Annotated in this window: 22 protein-coding genes and 2 tRNA genes; 8 read left to right on the forward strand and 16 right to left on the reverse strand. The window is 64.9% G+C overall.

From position 1 onward, the window contains the following. Positions 1-2: 2 nt before the first annotated feature. Both K410_RS0132370 and K410_RS0132375 read right to left on the reverse strand, forming a co-directional pair. The gene (locus K410_RS0132370) at positions 3-677 is read right to left on the reverse strand and encodes an FABP family protein (RefSeq protein WP_028138726.1); all 675 of its coding nucleotides are present in this window, start codon (positions 675-677) and stop codon (positions 3-5) included. A gap of 299 nt (positions 678-976) precedes the next feature. Further along, on the reverse strand, positions 977-1,225 hold the full coding sequence (locus K410_RS0132375; protein ID WP_028138727.1) for a hypothetical protein: 249 nt from the start codon (positions 1,223-1,225) through the stop codon (positions 977-979). Between the two features lie 298 nt (positions 1,226-1,523). Between K410_RS0132375 and K410_RS0132380 the strand changes: the two genes are divergently transcribed. The 4 genes from K410_RS0132380 (at position 1,524) to K410_RS0132395 (ending at position 3,687) form a co-directional block, all read left to right on the forward strand. Continuing rightward, positions 1,524-2,069, forward strand: a complete 546-nt coding sequence (locus K410_RS0132380; RefSeq protein WP_028138728.1) for a sigma-70 family RNA polymerase sigma factor — start codon at positions 1,524-1,526, stop codon at positions 2,067-2,069. Further along, on the forward strand, positions 2,066-2,707 hold the full coding sequence (locus K410_RS0132385) for a ChrR family anti-sigma-E factor (RefSeq protein ID WP_028138729.1): 642 nt from the start codon (positions 2,066-2,068) through the stop codon (positions 2,705-2,707). Before K410_RS0132380 ends, K410_RS0132385 begins: the two co-directional genes overlap by 4 nt. Before the next feature lie 73 nt (positions 2,708-2,780). After that, complete coding sequence (locus K410_RS0132390) at positions 2,781-3,365, forward strand: RNA polymerase sigma factor (protein ID WP_049820409.1); 585 nt, start codon at positions 2,781-2,783, stop codon at positions 3,363-3,365. A 19-nt stretch (positions 3,366-3,384) separates the two neighbouring features. Next, positions 3,385-3,687 carry a hypothetical protein gene (locus K410_RS0132395; RefSeq protein WP_155253782.1) on the forward strand — a complete coding sequence of 101 codons (303 nt, stop codon included), beginning with the start codon at positions 3,385-3,387 and terminating at the stop codon, positions 3,685-3,687. Between the two features lie 61 nt (positions 3,688-3,748). On the opposite strand, the gene K410_RS0132400 is transcribed toward K410_RS0132395, so the two are convergent. Both K410_RS0132400 and K410_RS0132405 read right to left on the reverse strand, forming a co-directional pair. Next, entirely contained in the window at positions 3,749-4,150 is a 402-nt protein-coding gene (locus tag K410_RS0132400) for a DUF2177 family protein (RefSeq protein ID WP_028138732.1), read from the reverse strand. Positions 4,151-4,290: 140 nt separating this feature from the next. Further along, complete coding sequence (locus tag K410_RS0132405) at positions 4,291-5,094, reverse strand: DUF1295 domain-containing protein (RefSeq protein ID WP_028138733.1); 804 nt, start codon at positions 5,092-5,094, stop codon at positions 4,291-4,293. 166 nt (positions 5,095-5,260) lie between these two features. Between K410_RS0132405 and K410_RS0132410 the strand changes: the two genes are divergently transcribed. The 3 genes from K410_RS0132410 to K410_RS0132420 all read left to right on the forward strand — a co-directional run bounded on the left by K410_RS0132410 (position 5,261) and on the right by K410_RS0132420 (position 8,588). Beyond that, positions 5,261-6,574 carry an NAD(P)/FAD-dependent oxidoreductase gene (locus tag K410_RS0132410; RefSeq protein ID WP_028138734.1) on the forward strand — a complete coding sequence of 438 codons (1,314 nt, stop codon included), beginning with the start codon at positions 5,261-5,263 and terminating at the stop codon, positions 6,572-6,574. 73 nt (positions 6,575-6,647) lie between these two features. Next, positions 6,648-7,367 (forward strand): DUF1365 domain-containing protein, encoded by a 720-nt coding sequence (locus K410_RS37570; protein ID WP_433994219.1) that lies wholly within the window; start codon positions 6,648-6,650, stop codon positions 7,365-7,367. Positions 7,368-7,370: 3 nt separating this feature from the next. Then, positions 7,371-8,588 (forward strand): SAM-dependent methyltransferase, encoded by a 1,218-nt coding sequence (locus K410_RS0132420; RefSeq protein ID WP_028138735.1) that lies wholly within the window; start codon positions 7,371-7,373, stop codon positions 8,586-8,588. Positions 8,589-8,653: 65 nt separating this feature from the next. Here K410_RS0132420 and K410_RS0132425 read toward each other — a convergent pair. From K410_RS0132425 to K410_RS0132485, 12 genes are all read right to left on the reverse strand, one after another. Then, positions 8,654-8,729 (reverse strand) — tRNA-Phe (locus K410_RS0132425). A gap of 174 nt (positions 8,730-8,903) precedes the next feature. Continuing rightward, positions 8,904-9,086, reverse strand: coding sequence for a DNA gyrase inhibitor YacG (gene yacG / locus K410_RS0132430; RefSeq protein ID WP_028138736.1), 183 nt, complete (start codon positions 9,084-9,086; stop codon positions 8,904-8,906). Positions 9,087-9,229: 143 nt separating this feature from the next. Then, a complete protein-coding gene (locus K410_RS0132435; RefSeq protein WP_028138737.1) occupies positions 9,230-9,859 on the reverse strand; it encodes a Maf-like protein in 630 nt (209 codons plus the stop codon). Positions 9,860-10,145: 286 nt separating this feature from the next. Further along, positions 10,146-10,613 (reverse strand): arsenate-mycothiol transferase ArsC, encoded by a 468-nt coding sequence (locus tag K410_RS0132440; protein WP_028138738.1) that lies wholly within the window; start codon positions 10,611-10,613, stop codon positions 10,146-10,148. 6 nt (positions 10,614-10,619) lie between these two features. Further along, positions 10,620-11,117 (reverse strand): UPF0262 family protein, encoded by a 498-nt coding sequence (locus tag K410_RS0132445; protein WP_028138739.1) that lies wholly within the window; start codon positions 11,115-11,117, stop codon positions 10,620-10,622. Further along, complete coding sequence (hisD, locus tag K410_RS0132450) at positions 11,114-12,409, reverse strand: histidinol dehydrogenase (protein ID WP_028138740.1); 1,296 nt, start codon at positions 12,407-12,409, stop codon at positions 11,114-11,116. Before hisD ends, K410_RS0132445 begins: the two co-directional genes overlap by 4 nt. A 146-nt stretch (positions 12,410-12,555) precedes the next feature. Then, positions 12,556-13,005 (reverse strand): DUF2948 family protein, encoded by a 450-nt coding sequence (locus tag K410_RS0132455; protein WP_028138741.1) that lies wholly within the window; start codon positions 13,003-13,005, stop codon positions 12,556-12,558. A 164-nt stretch (positions 13,006-13,169) separates the two neighbouring features. Next, positions 13,170-13,994, reverse strand: a complete 825-nt coding sequence (locus tag K410_RS0132460; protein WP_028138742.1) for an alpha/beta fold hydrolase — start codon at positions 13,992-13,994, stop codon at positions 13,170-13,172. A 128-nt stretch (positions 13,995-14,122) separates the two neighbouring features. Beyond that, entirely contained in the window at positions 14,123-14,632 is a 510-nt protein-coding gene (locus K410_RS0132465) for a hypothetical protein (RefSeq protein ID WP_028138743.1), read from the reverse strand. A 191-nt stretch (positions 14,633-14,823) separates the two neighbouring features. Next, positions 14,824-15,132 carry an EthD family reductase gene (locus tag K410_RS0132470; protein WP_028138744.1) on the reverse strand — a complete coding sequence of 103 codons (309 nt, stop codon included), beginning with the start codon at positions 15,130-15,132 and terminating at the stop codon, positions 14,824-14,826. 209 nt (positions 15,133-15,341) lie between these two features. After that, positions 15,342-17,048, reverse strand: coding sequence for an FAD-dependent oxidoreductase (locus tag K410_RS0132480; protein WP_028138745.1), 1,707 nt, complete (start codon positions 17,046-17,048; stop codon positions 15,342-15,344). A gap of 24 nt (positions 17,049-17,072) precedes the next feature. After that, complete coding sequence (locus K410_RS0132485) at positions 17,073-17,261, reverse strand: hypothetical protein (protein ID WP_028138746.1); 189 nt, start codon at positions 17,259-17,261, stop codon at positions 17,073-17,075. Positions 17,262-17,579: 318 nt separating this feature from the next. Here K410_RS0132485 and K410_RS0132490 point away from each other — a divergent pair. After that, positions 17,580-17,654 (forward strand) — tRNA-Thr (locus K410_RS0132490). The last annotated feature ends 78 nt before the right edge of the window (positions 17,655-17,732 follow it).

Consider the following 17,732-nt stretch of genomic DNA (forward strand, 5'->3'; position numbering starts at 1 on the left):
CTTCACGCCGTGGGCCGATCGCCCTTGTCATCGCCCCCTGCGCGATCGTTGACGATCATTGCGAGCGGATTGGGCTCTGGCGGTGCGACCAGCTGCAGCGTGTTGGTGTCGCGATGATTGAACGGCGCGCCGCGCACGAACAACTCGGTCTGGATCAGATAGGTCCAGCTGCCGTCGTCGTTGAAGGTGATGTCGCAGCGATAGGAATCGGTGCGGAACGCCTGTTCCAGGAAGTCGGTCGAGCAAATCCCGTAGGCGGTGTCGCCGCGCCTGGCGGTGACCGAGATGGTCTTATCGCCGGATGCGGCCTTGCCCGAGGCCAGCAGCACCTGCCCGCGCGGAATCGCCAGCGTCTGCATGATCAGCCCGGTCGCGGGCTCCCACAGCCAATAGCCGACCTGGTCGTGGAAGGTGATGTCTTCCTCGGGCGTGTTGATGTGGATGTGATAGCGCAGCCCGTAGAGCAGCTGCGGGCCGTTGGCCTGCGGATCGATCGGGTCCATCCGGATGCGCTCGATGAAGGTCCGTCGTTCCGGCCCGTCCGCCTTCGGATTGATGTCGATGCCCTTGTCCGCCTGCCAACGACCGGCGAGGCGGCGCAGCGGACCGAGATTGGCAAGGCCGTCCGGCGAGACGTCCTCGGGCTCGGTGAAGATGTCGGCGGGAATAGGAAGCATGGAAGTCCTCGCGGCAGATTGCGGGAACAGCCATAGCATGGCGGCGCGAAGCTGGCGTGTGCTCACGCCTCACAATCGCGAATGGACATCGGCGTTGCGCGCGGGGCGATCATCGGGCTTTTGAGGAAGACCGTGCCTTGCCTGTCGCGGTAGCATTCTCGGACAATACGCCGGATGGTCGGCATCAGGCGAAACGGTGCCGAACCCGTTCGTTCAACTGGTCACGCGCTGACGGTCGATGCGTCGTCTCGCCAGGCGCGCGACATCGCAGCCGCTTCCGATGTCGGCGGCGGCCGCTCTCAAGCCGCTTCCGACAGCGATTTCGCGCGCTGCTCGAGCATGGCGATCGTGGCGACCAGATTGTCCCGCCGCGCGCGAAGGTTAAGCGCAAGGAGCGGATAGGTCGGCTGCTGCGCGTCGAACACCCCGGCTTTGGCCTCCACTTCCAGAATATCCGTATTCAAGAGCCGAACGCGCCACCACAGATCGGCGATCAACGCATCGAGCCGGAGCTCGCCGGCAGTACCAGTACGGGACACTTCTTGCATCGCTTGCCTCAACCTGAAACGGGCCTCTCCGCCGAGGCCCGGCTTTGGTCAGGACTGAGCAAGCGGAGTGCCAGAGCCGACGGCCACGCCGGCGGACCTTCCGGAACTCGCAAAAACCCGCGTTCCGCAGTGATCCGGCGGCCGGCCCTGGTCGTTCTCAGCCCAAGAGGTCGCTTGTCGAGGCGCTATGATCGCTGCTATCCGGGCTTTGAATGTGCCAATCCGGGCTGAGGCTGGTTTTCCCCGGAGGGTTGTGGCGCGGCTGTCGATTGGTGCGAGCAAAGGGCCGAAGACAAAGGTGGATTGGGCTGATTTGATCGGACGCGTCGCCTCTGACGGCGACCGGGAGGCTTTCAAGCGGCTGTTCGAGCATTTCGCGCCCCGCATCAAGGGGCTGATGCTCAAGGCCGGTTGCAGCCCCGACGAGGCGGAAGAGATCGCCCAAAACACCATGATCGCCGTGTGGCGGAAGGCGCACCAGTTCGATCCGGCGACCGCGGGCGCGCCGGCCTGGATTTTCACGATCGCGCGCAATCTGCGGATCGATTTGTTCCGCCGCCGGGCCCGGCTCGACCGCCTGGAAGCCGGATCTGAGCTGCCTGATGCAGCGGATCAAGCCGAACCGGCCGATATCCTGATTTCGCGCGGGCAGGAAGCCGCACGGATCGCGTCAGCCATCAAGCAACTCTCGGCGGAGCAATCCACGGTGGTGAAGCTATCGTTCATCGAGGAAAGACCGCATCCGGAAATCGCGAGCGCGCTCGGGATTCCGCTCGGGACGGTCAAGTCACGGATCAGGCTGGCGATGAACCGTTTACGCGACATTTTGGACGAAGAAGCATGACGATCAGCCATCATCCGCCGGAAGATATTCTGGCCGATTTCGCGGCCGGCAGGCTGGAAGAGGCCCATCATCTGGTCGTCGGGGTACACGTGGCAGGCTGCGCGCACTGCGCCCGCTTCGTGCAGGCCATCGAGCAGCTCGCGGGCGCCGCGCTGGAGGATGTCGAGCCGGTGCCCACCGCACCGGATGCGTTCGATCGCGTGATGTCGCGAATTCACGACGCTCCGGCACATACGGCCCCGGCTCCCCTCACGTTCGACACGGATGATGATATTCCGCCGGCACTGCGGAAGTATCGCATCGGCAAGCGGCGGCGTGTCGCGCCGGGTCTCAGCCTGCGACCGATCGAGCTGTCCGGCCCGGGCACGGCCCGTGCCTTCCTGCTTCGGTCAGCGCCAGGCTCGCGCATGCTCGAACACACCCACACCGGCACCGAGTTGACGCTCGTGCTCGAGGGCAGCTTCAGCCATGAGGGCGGACGCTTTGGCCCCGGAGATTTCGACTACGGCGACGACGAGATCGATCATCGTCCCATCGTCGGCACCGAAGGCCCTTGCCTCTGCCTGGTCGCGATGACCGGCGACCTGCGCATGAACGGCTTGCTCGGCCGACTGATCGGGCCGTTCGTGCGCCTGTAACCTACCCTTCTCCCGCCAGGTGATCCGGCCCTGCGCCCCGAGCGTTTCGTAGGAAACGCAAGGGAGACAGGACATGGCCTGTTCGAGTCCGGCAAGTCAGGTGCAGAGCGAGAGGTTGCAGGAAGTGCTTGCCCGCGTCTCCGCAGGCGAGCCACGCGCCTTCGCAGAGCTCCATGCGTTGACGCGCGGCAGACTGCGCAGGATCGCGCTGGCCGTTGGCGCCTCGCCGCACGATGTCGATGACATCCTCCAGGAGAGCTTCTTGAAGATCTGGCGCAACGCCGCTCGGTTCGATTCCGGCCGGGCATCGGCCATGACCTGGATGTCCGCAATCGTTCGGAACACCGCGATCGATCACCTGCGCATCAGGCGGCAGCCAAGTGTCGAACTGGACCAGGCGCTCGCGATCCCGGCATCGGCCGGGCCGCCGCCGGCCGAGGATTTCGATTACGCCGGCGCCGAACCGATTGCCTTGGGAGCATTGGCTCGCCTGCCGGCAGATCGCCGCAGGCTGGTCGCTCTGGCTTATCTCGAAGGTGAGAGCCGCGCGAGCCTGTCTCAGCGCTTCGGCGTGCCGGTCGGCACCATCAAGACCTGGCTGCACCGGACCATGTTGACGGTGCGCAAGGATTGCCTTGCCGCATCGGCCGCAGCCTGAAGCCGGCAAGAGCCCGTGCATGGACGCCGAGATCATTGAATTTCCCGAGCGTGGACGCGAGAACCGACTTGTCGCCGCGACGGCAAGGCTCGAAGCGATCGTGCGAGACGTCGAAGGTATCGCATCCGACGAGCCTGCAGCCGACGCCGATCGGCTGCTCGCAATGATGGAGCGCATGGGCGGTCGACTGGTCGATCTCGCAGGCCTTTTGCTCGACCAGGAGTCGAAGCTGCAAGCTCAGAGGGCGTTCAAATCCCTGTCCGACAAGATCGCGGAAACCCGGGAAGCGTTCGGGCAGCTCGGAGACCGGAAGCAGACCTGACGCGAGGCCCGCTGATGCGAGCTCAACCCAGCTCCGTCCGCCAAGCCTTGGTTGCGCGGGATCAGTGCGCCAGCTTCTGCGCGACAACGAATCCGATCCAGGCACTGATGCCGGCGAGAAGCGATCCCCAGCAAACGTCCGCAAGGGTCAGTCCGGTCGACCAGTTGCGCAGCGTCGCCTGGTTGGTCAGATCGTAGGTCGCGTAGGTGAAACAGCCGAGCAGCAGGCCGGATGTGAACGCGCGCAGCGCGCCGCCATCCTGCTGCGCGGGCAGCACGGCAAACCAGATCAGGCCGACGGGATACAACAGGTAGAACGCGGCCGCGGCCGCCAGGTTGGGCTTCGCCCGCAACATATCTCCCAGCACCGGCCGATACAGCCTCTCGACCATGATCGTGAGCCAGACCATGTCGATCGCAACGAAGGTCACGGCCACCGCAAGATAGGTCAAGAAAAGGTTCATGCCCGCGTTCCCAGTCCGGCTGCATCTGACCGGCTCATCGCGCCGATCGTCAGGTTAACGACCCGCAAGCCGTGGCGGATCACATCGGCAAGTCACTTGCCTTTGCGGCCAGTCAGCAGTCCGCAATCGCCAGAACATGATCACACAACCTGTCGCACCGGCCATGGGAAGAATGCGCTGGTGCGCGCCTGATACTGACGATATCGCTCGCCGCGCGATTTCAGCATCTGCTCCTCAAGCGGCGGTATTCCCGTCACATGGACCAGGATCCAGTACATGATCGCTGGCGCCGCCAGACTGGCCCAACCCCATGCATATCCGGGCGACAGCGCGATGACCGGGTAAGCCAGCCACCCCAGCCATTCGAAGAAATAGTTCGGATGACGCGACCAGCGCCATAGACCGACATCGCAGACGAGCCCGGCGTTGGATGGGCTGAGCTTGAAGCGCCGCAGCTGCCGGTCCGCCAATGCCTCGCCGGCGACGGCAATCAGGATGATGACGATCCCGGCATAGTCCTGCAGGCGCAGTTCAGGCGCCGGCGCATGCGCCGCGAGGAAGACGGCGAACGGCAGCGGCACCGAGACCAGCGCCTGCGACTGCAGGAACAGGAACATCCGGCGAGGCGCAGCGGCTCCCCATTGCCGCGCATAGTTCGCGTAGCGTGGATCGTCGATCCCCGCTGCGGAGCGGCGCGCAATGTGCGTTCCAAGCCTCACCGACCAAAGCAGCACAAGCGCTCCGACCAGCAGCCGGCGAGCCGGGGAACCTCCGTCGAGCGGCCATAAAGCTGCACCCGCGCCGACGAGGCCGGTCGCGTAGGACCAGATCGCGTCGACCCAGCCGGAATTGCCGGTGCGCTGCTGAACGAGCCAGGCCAGCGCCATCAAAAGGCTGAGGGCCAAAGCAATGCCGCCGATCGCCTGAATGTGCAGAAGAATCATACCCTCACCGGAATCGACCTTTCTGGATACGGCCGCTGGGGGCGCCGGTTTCGGTCGGCGGCGGGGCGCCGGACGGCCCAAAGTGATCCGCGCCATCTCGCCAAGCGTTCCCTAACGATTGTTTCGAGGGCCGTCGCTGACGGTACCGCAGTGGGGGCGACAGAGAATGCGTTTGGCCGTGATCGGGACGGGAATTGCCGGCAATGCCGCCGCGTGGCTCCTGTCGAAACGTTACGCCGTCACTGTTTACGAGCGTGAGCTACAGCCGGGGGGACATAGTCATACCGTTCGCATCGACTATGACGGTGAGCCGATCGACGTGGACGTCGGCTTCATCGTGTTCAACGAGGCGAACTACCCGCAATTGACCTCCCTGTTCACGCATCTGGGCGTGAAGACCATCGAGACTTGCATGAGCTTCGCCATGTCCGTCGATCATGGCCGATTCGAATGGCGTGGCGGCGGCGAGACCGCGTTGCAAACGGCCTGCGGCCTGTTTGCGCAACCGCGCAACCTCGCATCGCCGTCCTACTTTCGCATGCTGGCCGAGGTCATGCGGTTCAATCGGCAAAGCGTCGCCGATCTGCACGCCGGCCGGCTGCACAACCTGACCCTCGACGAGTATCTGCGCAAGGAATCATTCGGTTCGCGCCTGTTCTCCGACTATCTCGGTCCGATGGGGGCGGCCATCTGGTCGTCCTCATCGGATGACATTCTGTCTTTCCCGGCGGAGAACTTCGTCGCCTTCTTCAACAATCACCGGCTCTTGCACCTCGATCGACCGCGCTGGCGGACCGTGGAGGGCGGCAGCCGGCGCTATGTCGACAAGCTGACCGCTTTGTTCAAGCACAACATTCGGCTAGGCTGTGCGGTGACATCGATCAACCGAGCTGGGTCTGGCGTGACCGTCCGCGACAGTCATGGCGGTGTGGAAAGTTACGATGCCGTTGTGATGGCCTGTCACAGCGATCAGGCCTTGGCGGCCCTGTCGGATGCCGACGCCCAGGAGCGTTCGATTCTCGGGGCGATCAGATACGCCCCCAACACCGTCTATCTGCACCGCGATCCCCGTCTCATGCCCCGCCGGCGTCAGGCATGGGCATCCTGGAACTTCCTGCGGTGGCCGCGGCAAACACCCGCCCAGAACGACGTCGCGGTGACCTATTGGATGAACCGGCTGCAGGGCATCGACGAGCGCAAGCCGTTGTTCGTCAGCCTCAACCCTCCCTTCGAGCCGGCGGCCGATCTGACGTTTGGAAAATTCAGCTTCGCCCATCCGCAATACGACCTGGCTGCATTCGCGGCGCAGCGGCGACTCCCCACGATTCAAGGGCGTCGGCGAACCTGGTTCTGCGGCGCATGGACCGGCTACGGCTTTCACGAGGATGGCTTGCAGGCCGGCATTTCCGTTGCCGAGGCACTCGGCAGCGAAGCTCCATGGCGTCAACCGGCCCCGTTGCTGGCCGAGGCTGCCGAGTAACACGATGGCCCGAACGACACCGACCAGAGCGGAGGATACGAGGGCGCCCGCCACACTCTATTGGGGCAAAGTGATGCACGCGCGGTGGCGCCCCGTGCAGCACAGGTTCACCTACCGCGTGATGAACCTGCTGATCGATCTCGACCGGCTGAAGGAAGCGGAGCGCCAGTCGTGGCTGTTCGGCATCAATCGCGCGGCGCCCTTCAGCTTTCACGAGCAGGATCACGGTGACGGCAACAACGCGGGCCTCAGCCAATACGTCCGACGCGTTGCGGCGGAACGCGACATCGACCTCACCGGAGGCCGCGTTCTGCTGCTCTGTTATCCCAGGGTCCTGGGCTACGTGTTCAACCCGCTTTCGATCTATTTTTGCTATGGTGCATCCGGCAATCTCGCGCTGTTGATCTACGAAGTCCGCAACACGTTCGGAGAGATGCATTCCTACGTCCTCCCGGTGCAGGAGGCGGAGCCGGGCTGCGCCATCCGCCAAAGCCAGCCGAAGGCGTTCTACGTTTCGCCTTTCATGGAGATGGAAACACATTACCGCTTCAGCGTTTCTCCTCCGCAACAGGATGTGAAGGTCAGAATCGTGCAGAGCAGCGAACAAGGCGCGATGTTTGCGGCGGCATTCTGCGGACGCCGTCGTGCTCTGACCGGCCACTCCCTGCTGGCGGCGCTGTTCGCCTTGCCTTTCCTGACCATCAAGGTGATCGCAGCCATCCACTGGGAAGCGATGCGGCTCTGGTTGAAGGGTGTTCCTTACGTGCCTCGTTTGAAACAACGCGAGATCTGAACCATGGACCTGGCAGCCACCCATCAAGACCTTCACTTTGATGGCGTCCCGTTCTTTGCCCGCCTGGCTCTGCGCCTTGCATCGCAACTTCGGTGCGGCACCATTCACGTGCGCCTTCCCGACCAGAGAATGGTCACGTTGCGTGGCCAGCTTCCGGGCCCGTCGGCCACGATCGAGCTCAACAATTACAGGTTCGCCCGCAGCCTCGTCATCGGCGGCGATATCGGCATGGCCGAGGCCTATGTTCGAGGCGACTGGTCCACGCCCGATCTTGCCCAGCTTCTCTACGTGTTCTGTCTCAACGAAGATTTGGTCGACAACGCCTTTGCCGGAAGCATGCTGGTTCGCCTGTGCCGGCGGACGCTTCATCGCCTGCGCCGGAACACGAAAGAGGGATCGAGGCACAACATCCACAAGCATTACGATCTCGGAAACGAGTTCTTCGCCGCGTGGCTCGATTCCAGCATGACGTACTCATCGGCGCTGTTCCCGGCCGAGACCGCCGACCTTCCCGCCGCTCAACAGCACAAATACGAACAGCTGGCGCAGGCCATCGAATTGCGGCCCGGCCAGAGCGTGCTCGAGATCGGATGCGGCTGGGGCGGTTTCGCCGAATTCGCCGCCAAGACTTACGGCGCCAGCGTATTGGCCCTCACCATCAGCAAGGAGCAGCATGAATTCGCCCGTCGCCGAATCTTTGAAGCCGGGCTCGCCGAAAAGGTCGAGGTTCGGCTGCAGGATTATCGCGACCAGGATGGTCGCTTCGACCGCATTGCTTCCATCGAGATGATCGAGGCCGTCGGCGAGCAATTCTGGCCTGCCTATTTCAACCAGCTGAAGCAGCGCCTCAAGCCCGGGGGACTCGCCGGCATTCAGGCCATCACGGTGCGCGACGAGCTCTTTGGCAGCTATCGGCAGCGCGTGGACTTCATCCAGAGATACATCTTTCCGGGCGGCATGCTGCCGTCGGCCAACATCCTGCGCGCGCTCGGCGAACGCTTCGAACTGCCCGTCATTCGCGAGCGCCTGTTCGGACAGGACTACGCAAGGACGCTCTCACTCTGGCGCGACAATTTCAGCCGGGCCTGGACCGACCTGACCTCGCTCGGCTTCGACGAGCCCTTCCGCCGGCTGTGGGAATATTATCTGTGCTATTGCGAGGCGGGCTTTCGGGCCGGAAAGATCGACGTCGGGCAACTGGTGTTTGCGCGGCGGGGGTGAGGGAGCGGGTGGCTCCGCTGGTCGCGAGCCCGACGATGGCTATCGTGTGTTTGGGCTCAGGCGAATGGTGCCCAGGGGCGGAATCGAACCACCGACACTGCGATTTTCAGTCGCATGCTCTACCAACTGAGCTACCTGGGCGTGCTCCAACAGAGGGGCCAAAGCCCATCGAGCGGGCGGGTTATAGTGGGCCGGAAGCGGCCTGTCCACCCGGCTTCGCCAAGAGGCTTCGCCGGGCGCGGCCCGGCTGTGCACAAGCTGCCGCGGCTGGCGCGCGGCGGGGCGGGCGCTCAACTAACTGATTGATATTTCGTGTTATTCCACGTCATCGAGGTCGTCATCGCGGCCGGGGATGACGTAACTGCCTTTCAGCCAGCGGTTCAGGTCGACGTCGCGGCAGCGCGGGGAGCAGAACGGGCGGGTGGCTTCCGATTGCGGCTTGCCGCAGATCGGGCAGGTCTTGAGTGGGCTGGCGGGCTTTTTGACCTGGTCGTCCATGATGTCGGCAGCTTGCGCGGGTTAGAGGTTTCATGAGCCCGTCGGCGAACGGGTTCCCGGCGCGACGGCACATGCGTCCCGTCGGGCCATTCTACTGTGCATGGGGTTGTTTTCGCGATTCTGTCAGGCCGCGGCTGGCCGGCTCACACGGCGGTGGAATTGAGCCAGCCGAAGCGGATCGGAAAACCCTCGCCGCCGAGCAACGTGGTGGTCTCGTAGAGCGGCAGGCCGACGACATTGGTGTAGGACCCCACCATCTTCACCACGAAGGAGCCGGCGATGCCCTGCACGGCGTAGCCGCCGGCTTTGCCGCGCCATTCGCCGGAGCCGATATAGGCCTGGATGTCGTCCTCCGAGAGGCGCTTGAAGCGGACGCGGGTCTCGACCAGGCGCTGGCGGAAGGCTTCGCGCGGCGTGACCAGGCAGATCGCGGTGTAGACGCGGTGATTGCGGCCCGACAGCAGGCGCAGGCACTGCGCCGCTTCATCCACGAGGTTGGCCTTGGGCAGGATGCGGCGGCCGACCGCGACCACCGTGTCGGCGGCGAGGATGAAGGCGCCGCGCAACTCGTCGTCGAGCTGCACCGATTTCAGCGCCGCGTCGGCCTTGGACCGCGCCAGCCGGTTGGCGCAGGCGCGCGGCAGCTCGCCTCGCCTCGGCGTCTCGTCGACGTCGGCCGGCCGGAGTGCATCCGGCTCGATGCCGGCCTGGTTGAGCAGCGACAGGCGCCGCGGCGAACCGGAGGCAAGTACGAATTTGGGGCGGCCAAGCATCAGGTGATTTGGGGATGAAGCGGGGGTGAATTGCGCGCGGAACCTATCGGAAGGGGGCTGATTTCACAACCCGGGAACCCAGGCTTTGGTGATTCGAGATTGCCGAGATGGCTGTGCCCGCGGTCTGTGACGCCGGTGTTACGGGAGGCCTCGTGTCCCGGACGCGGCGCGGCATGAAATGCTGCGACACTGAGCCGGGACCCATGAGCTTGCGCTTGGAGGTGAGATGGGCCCCCGCTCTGCAGCGCACCGCGAAGGGCGCTGCGCTGCGTCCGGGGCGCGCGCGCTACCCGCTGGCAGCTCCCACCTTGGCGAAGCGCCGGCGGATGCGCATCAACAGTTGGTCGCAGACGTCGCGATAGGCAGCCAACTTCTGGTCGCGGCTGCCCTCGATGGTGGTGGGATCCTGCGTCGGCCAGTATTCGACCTCGGCCGCGAGCGTCCGCGTCAGCTCCAGCGCCTTGTGGTGCGCCTCGGGCGAGAGCGTGATGATGAGGTCGAAATTCAAGCCCTCCCAGTCCTCCAGCTCCTCGAAGGTCTGCGGCTTGTGGGCGGAGATGTCCTGGCCGAGTTCGGCCATCACGGCCACGGCGAACGGATCGAGCTCGCCTTTTCTGGTGCCCGCCGACTTCACATAGAGTCCCTGCGGAAACATGTGCTGCAGCAGGCTTTCGGCCATCGGCGAGCGCACGCTGTTCATCGCGCAGGCGAACAGCACGGACTGCGGATTGCTTGCGCGTGGGGGCGCAGCCATCCGTATTTAACCTTTCCAGTGCAGGACGGTAATGAGCGTGAACAGCCGGCGCGAGGTCTCGAAATCGACCCGCACCTTGCCCTTCAGCCGCTCCTGCAGCGTGCGCGATCCCTCGTCATGGATGCCGCGACGACCCATGTCGATGGCCTCGATCTTGTCCGGCGTCGCGGTGCGGATCGCCTGGTAGTAGCTGTCGCAGATCATGAAATAGTCCTTCACGATCCGCCGGAACGGCGTCAGCGACAGCAGATGCGCGACCACGGGCGTGCCGTCCTCACGGCGGATGTCGAACATCAGGCGGTTGCCGGTGATGCCGATATGCAGCGTGAACGGGCCCTTCCCCTCCGCGCCCTCGGGCGCGAACAGGTTCTGCTCGATCAGGTCGTAGATCGCGATCGCACGCTCGTGCTCGATGTCGGGCCCGGAACGGCCGATCGACTCCTCGTCGAGCGTGACGCCGACGATGCGATTGGTGGAGTCGTCCTGTTCGGGCGGCTTTGTCATGACAGATTGAGGCGCAATCCAATCGAGCGCGAATGAGCATCCAGCCCCTCCGCCTTGCCGAGCGTCATCGCGGCCGGTCCCAGCGCACGGAGCTGGTCCGGGCCGCATTTCAGGATGGAGGTACGCTTCATGAAGTCGTGCACCGACAGGCCCGAGGAGAATCGCGCCGAGCGCGCGGTCGGCAGCACGTGGTTGGAGCCGCCGACGTAATCGCCGATCGCCTCGGGTGTATGCGGTCCGAGGAACACGGCGCCGGCGTTGCGGATCTCCGCGGCAAGCGCATCGGGATCGACGGTCATGATCTCGAGATGCTCGGCGGCGATCGCATTGGCGAGCGGAATGCTGTCGGCAAGATTATTGACCATGATGACGGCGCCGAAATCAGCCCAGGACGCGCTGGCGATCGCGGCGCGCGGCAGCGTCTTCAATTGCGCCTCGACCGCCTTCTCGACGTCGGCGGCAAGGCGCGCCGAGTCGGTGATCAGGATCGATTGCGCACTGGCATCGTGCTCGGCCTGCGCCAGCAGGTCGGCGGCGATCCAGTCGGCATTGCCGGTGTCGTCGGCGATCACCAGCACTTCGGACGGGCCGGCGATCATGTCGATGCCGACCTTGCCGAACACCAGCCGCTTGGCGGCGGCGACGTAGGCATTGCCGGGGCCGACGATCTTCGCGACCGGTGCGATGGTCGCGGTGCCGTGCGCCAGCGCGGCCACGGCCTGCGCCCCGCCGACGCGGTAAATCTCGGTGACGCCGCCGAGATGCGCGGCCGCCAGCACCAGCGGATTGAGCTTGCCGTCGGGCGAGGGCACCACCATCACGAGGCGCGAGACGCCAGCGACCTTGGCGGGCACCGCGTTCATCAGCACCGAGGACGGATAGGCCGCGGTACCGCCGGGCACGTAGAGGCCGGCCGATTCGATCGCGGTGTAGCGCCAGCCGAGCTCGACGCCGAGCGCGTCGGTGAAGCGCTCGTCCTGCGGCAATTGCCGCCGGTGGTAGCTCTCGATGCGGTCGCGCGCGAGCTTGAGCGCATCCAGCGTCGCGGCATCGCAAGCCCCGGTGGCGGCCTCGATCTCCGCGGCGGTGACGCGCAGGCCGGAGGCATCCAGCTTGAGGCGGTCGAACTTTGCGGTGGCCTCGAGCAGGGCCGCGTCACCGCGCTTGGCGACGTCGTCGACGATGGCACGCGCGGCAGCCTCGACGTCGGCCGAAGCCTCGCGCTTGGCAGCGAGGAAGGCCGCGAATCGCTGGTCAAAATCGGCGCTGCTGCGGTCGAGGCGAACGGGCATGTCTGGCTTGGCTTCTGGCTGGTCCCGGGGCGGATGGGCGCACCGGGTCCCATGCTCAATGGCGCGGCGGGGAAGCGGCGTCAACCCTCGTAGGGGGCCGGTCGCCCCTCAGGACCTGAGGTGGTGGGGCTGGTATACGGGTCGCCTCACGTCTCACCCTCGATCTCCATCCCCGTTCCCAGTGCGTCCGCCCCGAGATCAGTCAGCTCGCATTCCAGGCATTCGACATCGAGCCGGATGGCGCCGCCTTGGGCGAACAAGAGCAGGGCACTGCCGGCGGGCTCCTCGGCGCGCCCGTCTCTCGGGTGAAACTCGATGCCGACGAGGTCCAGCACCTTGTCCGGAGCAGCCAGGTCGATGTTGCGCGACTTGCAGGCCAGCACGCGGTCGAAGCGCAGCGCGGCGACCAGCCGGCGCGGCTCGGCCTCGCCCTCCAGCGTCTGCTCCCAATCCAGCCGGCTCATTCCGACCACAAGCCGCTTCTCGCTCTGTCGCCAGATGATGTCGGAGGCCTGGACGCGGGCGTCCTGGACATGGGTCGAGATCACGGCGAGATCGTCGGCGTCGAGTGCGATCAGTTTGAGCTGGGGCGACATCGCCGGCGCTTCTCCTTCGGAACGGACCGGCCTCAACGCGCACGGGCCGCGAAATTTCCGCACCAAATTAACGGACCGGCCGGCTAGAGGCTATTGATATCCGCCATCTCCAGCACCTTCCGCGGATACCCCTCCCGGGGTGAGGCGGATCAGGCGCGGCCGCCTCACTCCTTGAAGAACGCCAACAGATCGGCGTTGATGGTGTCGGCATGCGTGGTCGGCATGCCGTGCGGAAAGCCCTTGTAGGTCTTCAGGATGCCCTTCTTCAGCAGCTTGGCCGAGAGCGGCGCGGAATCGGCGTAAGGCACGATCTGGTCGTCGTCGCCGTGCATCACCAGCACGGGCACGTTGATCTTCTTGAGATCGTCGGTGAAGTCGGTCTGCGAGAACGCGACGATTCCGTCGTAATGCGCTTTCGCGCCGCCCATCATGCCCTGGCGCCACCAGTTCTGGATCACCGCTTCCGAGGGCTTTGCGCCGGGACGGTTGTAGCCGTAGAACGGGCCGGCGGGGAGGTCGCGATAGAATTGCGTGCGACTGGTGGCGAGCTGCTTCTGGAGATCGTCGAACACGCTCTTCGGCAGGCCGCCTGGATTGGCGGGGGTCTGCACCATCAGCGGCGGCACCGCCGACAGGATCGCCGCCTTCGCCACCCGGCTCTCGCCGTGACGCGCGATGTAGTGCACGACCTCGCCGCCGCCGGTGGAATGGCCGACATGAATGGCGTTCTTGAGGTCGAGATGCGCGGTGACGGCCGCAAGGTCGTCGGCATAATGATCCATGTCGTGACCGTCGGCGACTTGCGCCGAGCGGCCGTGGCCGCGGCGGTCATGGGCGACGACGCGGTAGCCGCGCGTGACGAAGTACAGCATCTGCGCGTCCCAGTCGTCCGACGACAGCGGCCAGCCGTGGCTGAACACGATCGGCTGGCCAGAGCCCCAATCCTTGTAGAAGATCTCGACGCCGTCCTTGGTGGTGATGGTGGGCATTGTGGGACTCCTTTTGAGCTCGAGTCATTCCGGGACGCGCGCTAGCGCGGACCCGGAATCTGGAGATTATTGTGCGGGATTCCGGGTTCATCGCTGCGCGATGCCCCGGAATGACGAGATGTCAGCGATCAGGCAAACGCCATCGGCTTGAAGCGGCGCCAGGCGCCGATGGTGAGCACGACGAAGAACACCAGCACGATGCCCTGTACCACCGCGAACACCGGACCCGACGGCGGCGCCGGCGGCACGGACGGCGCGAGCGCGGCCAGCGCCGGCACCTTGAGGAACGACTGGATCACCAGCACGAAGACGTTGAAATAAAGCGAGATCATCGCGGTCACGATATAGACCGGACGCCAGGCGCCGGCGAGCTTCATGCCGTAGAGCGCGACGCAGGCGATCGCGAGCAACGCCAGCGAGATGAGGCCGATGACGTGCGAGGGCAACAGCTTCTCGAACGGAAACAGGAAGCCGGTGGCGCTGGTGAGGATGGTGAAAGCCAGGAAGATCGCGGTGAGGCCCGGCATCGATTTCGAGCCGAGCAGGCCGAACATCACGACGAGGCCGGCGGCGATGGCGATCAGGCTGATGACGACATGGACCATCGTGAAGGCGGGCAGGCTCAAGCCAAGGACCATGACATCTCCTCCTACGCTCCATTGAGGTTCAGGAAAGTAATATTACGGTCCTCATCGGATTACCACCTGCGTTGTCGTCGCATGGATATGCGAAGCCATGCGTCATCGTGCGAATCGACAAACGCATGGCTGAATTTTTTGCACTGCTGTCACAAACGTGAGCAGGCCTCAACGAAAGTCAGGTCGAAGTTTCACACGTCCTTGGTGTCGAAGATCAGGAGGTCGGCGCCGCCGCTGGCGAATTTCGGCACGTCTGCGCCGGTCGCCTTGCCTTCCGGGCTGCCGAATGCGGCCTGGATATCGGCCACGCTGTCGAAAGTAAGGATGGCGACGAGATGGATTCCGGAAGGCCCGGTCGGGGATGCGACCGGCCCCTTGCTGACGGCGTACTTCTTCAGGCCGGGAAGTTTCTTGGCGAGCGGAATATGCGTCTCGGCATAGTACTTGTCGAAGGCGGCAGCATCCTTGGGCGTCTTATAGAGCACGACAACTTCAGCCATTTAGTCCTCCCTATGAAACTTGTTCTGTTGGATCCTCATGGTGAGGAGCGTGCGAAGCACGCGTCTCGAACCATGCAGGCCCAGATGCATCCGGGCCTTCATCCTTCGAGACGCCGCTGGCGCGGCTCCTCAGGATGAGGGGATAGTCTGTAGTTGCCGGCACAATGGCAAGCCTCATTCGACTTGCCATCTGCTTGTCTTCTGCTTGCCTAAAGCGCCGGTTTTGCGGCATCGCCGAGATAGCCGTGCAGGGAGGCCACGACCTGGGCGCCCTCGCCGATGGCGCCGCCGACGCGCTTGACCGAGCCGGAGCGGACGTCGCCGACGGCGTAGACACCGGGCACCGAGGTCTCCAGCGGCGCCACGAGGCGGCCCTGGTTCTGCTCGGACTGCGCGCCGGTCACGACGAAGCCGCCGCGATCGAGCGTCACGCCGCAGCCGTCGAGCCAGGCGGTGGCGGGATCGGCGCCGACGAACAGAAACAGATTGCGGATGTCGGCGGAATCCACGTCGTCGGACAGCCGGCTCTTCCAGTGGATGCGCCGCAGCAGCGAGGCCCCGTCGCCTTCCAGCGCCGTGATCTCGGTGTTGAACATCAATTCGATGTTCGGCGTCGCTTCGATGCGCTCGATGAGATAGCGCGACATGCTGGCCCCGAGACCACCGCCGCGGATGATCATCAGGACGCGCCTGGCGTGACCCGACAGGAACACGGCGGCCTGGCCCGCCGAATTGCCGGCACCGACCAGCGCGACCTCCTCGCCGGCGCAGAGCCGCGCCTCGATCGGTGAGGCCCAATACCAGACGCCACGTCCCTCGAACTTGTCGAGGTTTGCGATCTCGGGCCGGCGATAGCGCGCGCCGCTCGCAACCACGACCGAACGCGAGCGCAAGGGATCGCAGCCGTCGAGCGCCACCGCGAACGCGCCGTCCGTGCGCGTGCAATCGAGCGACTTCACCGTCACCGGAATCATGATGTCGGCGCCGAATTTTTGCGCCTGGGTGAAGGCGCGCGCAGTCAGGGCCTGGCCGGAAATGCCGGTGGGAAAGCCCAGGTAATTCTCGATGCGCGCGCTGGCGCCGGCCTGGCCGCCGAAGGCGCGGATGTCGAGCACGGCGACCGACAGCCCTTCGGACGCCGCATACACGGCGGTGGCGAGCCCGGCCGGCCCGCAGCCGACGACGGCGACGTCGTAGATGCGGTCATCCTTGGCGCCGCCGATCATGCCGATGGCGCGCGCAAGCTCGATCTCACTGGGATTGCGCAGCACCGCGCCATCGGCGGCAACGACCAGTGGCCAGTCCTCGGGCCTGGGCGAATAACGCGCGATCACCTCGGCGGCGTCGCGATCGCGCTCGGGATCGAGCAGGTGATGCGGCTGGCCGTTGCGGGTGAGGAAGCCCTGCAACCGCACCACGCCGGCCGAATGCGGCGGCCCGATCAGCACCGGGCCGCCGATGCCGCCCTGGATCAGATTGACCCGGCGCAGGATCAGCGCGCGCATGATGCGCTCGCCGAGCTCGGCCTCGGCGACCAGCAGCGCGCGCAGCCGATCCGGCGGCAGCAGCAGGGTCTCGACATCGCCCTCGGCGCGGCCGTCGACCAGCGCCGGCTGGCCCGAGAGCTGGCTGAGCTCGGCCAAAAATTGCCCCGGCCCCTGGTCGATGATCGGCGTGACGTGACCAAGCCCGTCGCGCTGGGTGATGGCGACGTGGCCTTTCAGCACCACGAACATGCCGGGTCCGGGCTTGCCGGTCTCGAACAGGAACTCGCCGTCCTCGTAGCTGCGGACCTCGCCGAAATGCCCGATCCGCTCGATCTCGGCCGGCGTCAGCGTGGGAAAGGTCTGTTCGGGGCGGGTGAACCGCGACATCAGCGCGTCACCATTGCTTCGTTGCGGTCCGTCCTGCCCCATCGTCATTCTCACCATTGCAACGTCTCAAGTGCCGGCTTTCCCGGCGGTGCCCTCATCGAGGGAACCATCGTCGTTTGGAGAGGGCTCAGCGCCAGCGGCGCGTTCGCGCGCCTGCAGCTTTCGCCGCTTCAGGTTTTCGCGCAGCGCCGATTTCAGCCGGTCATCCCGGGATGTCTTCGCCTGGCGCGCGCTCTTCTCGTTCTCGTCAATCATTGGGGATCCGATACCGGCCATCGGCGATACCATGCCCGGAGATTGCGGCAGCTCAAGAGGCTGCTTGCGATCCGACCGTACGAAACTCGAAATGGACCGAATCCGATCGTTTGGCCACCTGGCCAGTTGGTGGGGATGAACGGACCTCGAATCGGCGGAATGCCGGTGGTTTCGAGCCAAAACGAGCATTTTGGCCCCGATATCGGCCCGATTTTCTCGATTTGACCGGCCTAGCAAGCTTGCGCGGGAGGGGGGCTTGTGGCAGATATCGGCCCGCTTGGCAGGGCCCTTCGGGCGCCCGATTCTTCACCAGCACATGCTGCCGTAGCTCAGTGGTAGAGCACTCCATTGGTAATGGAGAGGTCGACAGTTCAATCCTGTCTGGCAGCACCATCCATCCTGCTGTGAACATTGATTTTATCGAGCGTTCGGGCCTGCGCCAGGGTTATGGCTGCGGACCGCCGCGGCGTG

Origin of the sequence: Bradyrhizobium sp. 22 (genome assembly GCF_000482425.1) — a bacterium.
Lineage (GTDB): Bacteria > Pseudomonadota > Alphaproteobacteria > Rhizobiales > Xanthobacteraceae > Bradyrhizobium > Bradyrhizobium japonicum_B.

Excerpts from the sequence above, each read along its gene's own strand:
- hisD (WP_028138740.1), bottom strand. The coding sequence starts at position 12,409 with ATGCCCGTTCGCCTCGACCGCAGCAGCGCCGATTTTGACCAGCGATTC.
- K410_RS0132410 (WP_028138734.1), top strand. The coding sequence starts at position 5,261 with ATGCGTTTGGCCGTGATCGGGACGGGAATTGCCGGCAATGCCGCCGCG.
- K410_RS37570 (WP_433994219.1), top strand. The coding sequence starts at position 6,648 with ATGCACGCGCGGTGGCGCCCCGTGCAGCACAGGTTCACCTACCGCGTG.
- K410_RS0132480 (WP_028138745.1), bottom strand. The coding sequence starts at position 17,048 with ATGGGGCAGGACGGACCGCAACGAAGCAATGGTGACGCGCTGATGTCG.
- K410_RS0132465 (WP_028138743.1), bottom strand. The coding sequence starts at position 14,632 with ATGGTCCTTGGCTTGAGCCTGCCCGCCTTCACGATGGTCCATGTCGTC.
- K410_RS0132390 (WP_049820409.1), top strand. The coding sequence starts at position 2,781 with ATGGCCTGTTCGAGTCCGGCAAGTCAGGTGCAGAGCGAGAGGTTGCAG.
- K410_RS0132445 (WP_028138739.1), bottom strand. The coding sequence starts at position 11,117 with ATGACAAAGCCGCCCGAACAGGACGACTCCACCAATCGCATCGTCGGC.
- K410_RS0132420 (WP_028138735.1), top strand. The coding sequence starts at position 7,371 with ATGGACCTGGCAGCCACCCATCAAGACCTTCACTTTGATGGCGTCCCG.
- K410_RS0132455 (WP_028138741.1), bottom strand. The coding sequence starts at position 13,005 with ATGTCGCCCCAGCTCAAACTGATCGCACTCGACGCCGACGATCTCGCC.
- K410_RS0132485 (WP_028138746.1), bottom strand. The coding sequence starts at position 17,261 with ATGATTGACGAGAACGAGAAGAGCGCGCGCCAGGCGAAGACATCCCGG.
- K410_RS0132405 (WP_028138733.1), bottom strand. The coding sequence starts at position 5,094 with ATGATTCTTCTGCACATTCAGGCGATCGGCGGCATTGCTTTGGCCCTC.
- K410_RS0132460 (WP_028138742.1), bottom strand. The coding sequence starts at position 13,994 with ATGCCCACCATCACCACCAAGGACGGCGTCGAGATCTTCTACAAGGAT.
- K410_RS0132375 (WP_028138727.1), bottom strand. The coding sequence starts at position 1,225 with ATGCAAGAAGTGTCCCGTACTGGTACTGCCGGCGAGCTCCGGCTCGAT.
- K410_RS0132435 (WP_028138737.1), bottom strand. The coding sequence starts at position 9,859 with ATGCTTGGCCGCCCCAAATTCGTACTTGCCTCCGGTTCGCCGCGGCGC.
- K410_RS0132470 (WP_028138744.1), bottom strand. The coding sequence starts at position 15,132 with ATGGCTGAAGTTGTCGTGCTCTATAAGACGCCCAAGGATGCTGCCGCC.
- K410_RS0132370 (WP_028138726.1), bottom strand. The coding sequence starts at position 677 with ATGCTTCCTATTCCCGCCGACATCTTCACCGAGCCCGAGGACGTCTCG.
- yacG (WP_028138736.1), bottom strand. The coding sequence starts at position 9,086 with ATGGACGACCAGGTCAAAAAGCCCGCCAGCCCACTCAAGACCTGCCCG.
- K410_RS0132385 (WP_028138729.1), top strand. The coding sequence starts at position 2,066 with ATGACGATCAGCCATCATCCGCCGGAAGATATTCTGGCCGATTTCGCG.
- K410_RS0132440 (WP_028138738.1), bottom strand. The coding sequence starts at position 10,613 with ATGGCTGCGCCCCCACGCGCAAGCAATCCGCAGTCCGTGCTGTTCGCC.
- K410_RS0132400 (WP_028138732.1), bottom strand. The coding sequence starts at position 4,150 with ATGAACCTTTTCTTGACCTATCTTGCGGTGGCCGTGACCTTCGTTGCG.
- K410_RS0132395 (WP_155253782.1), top strand. The coding sequence starts at position 3,385 with ATGGACGCCGAGATCATTGAATTTCCCGAGCGTGGACGCGAGAACCGA.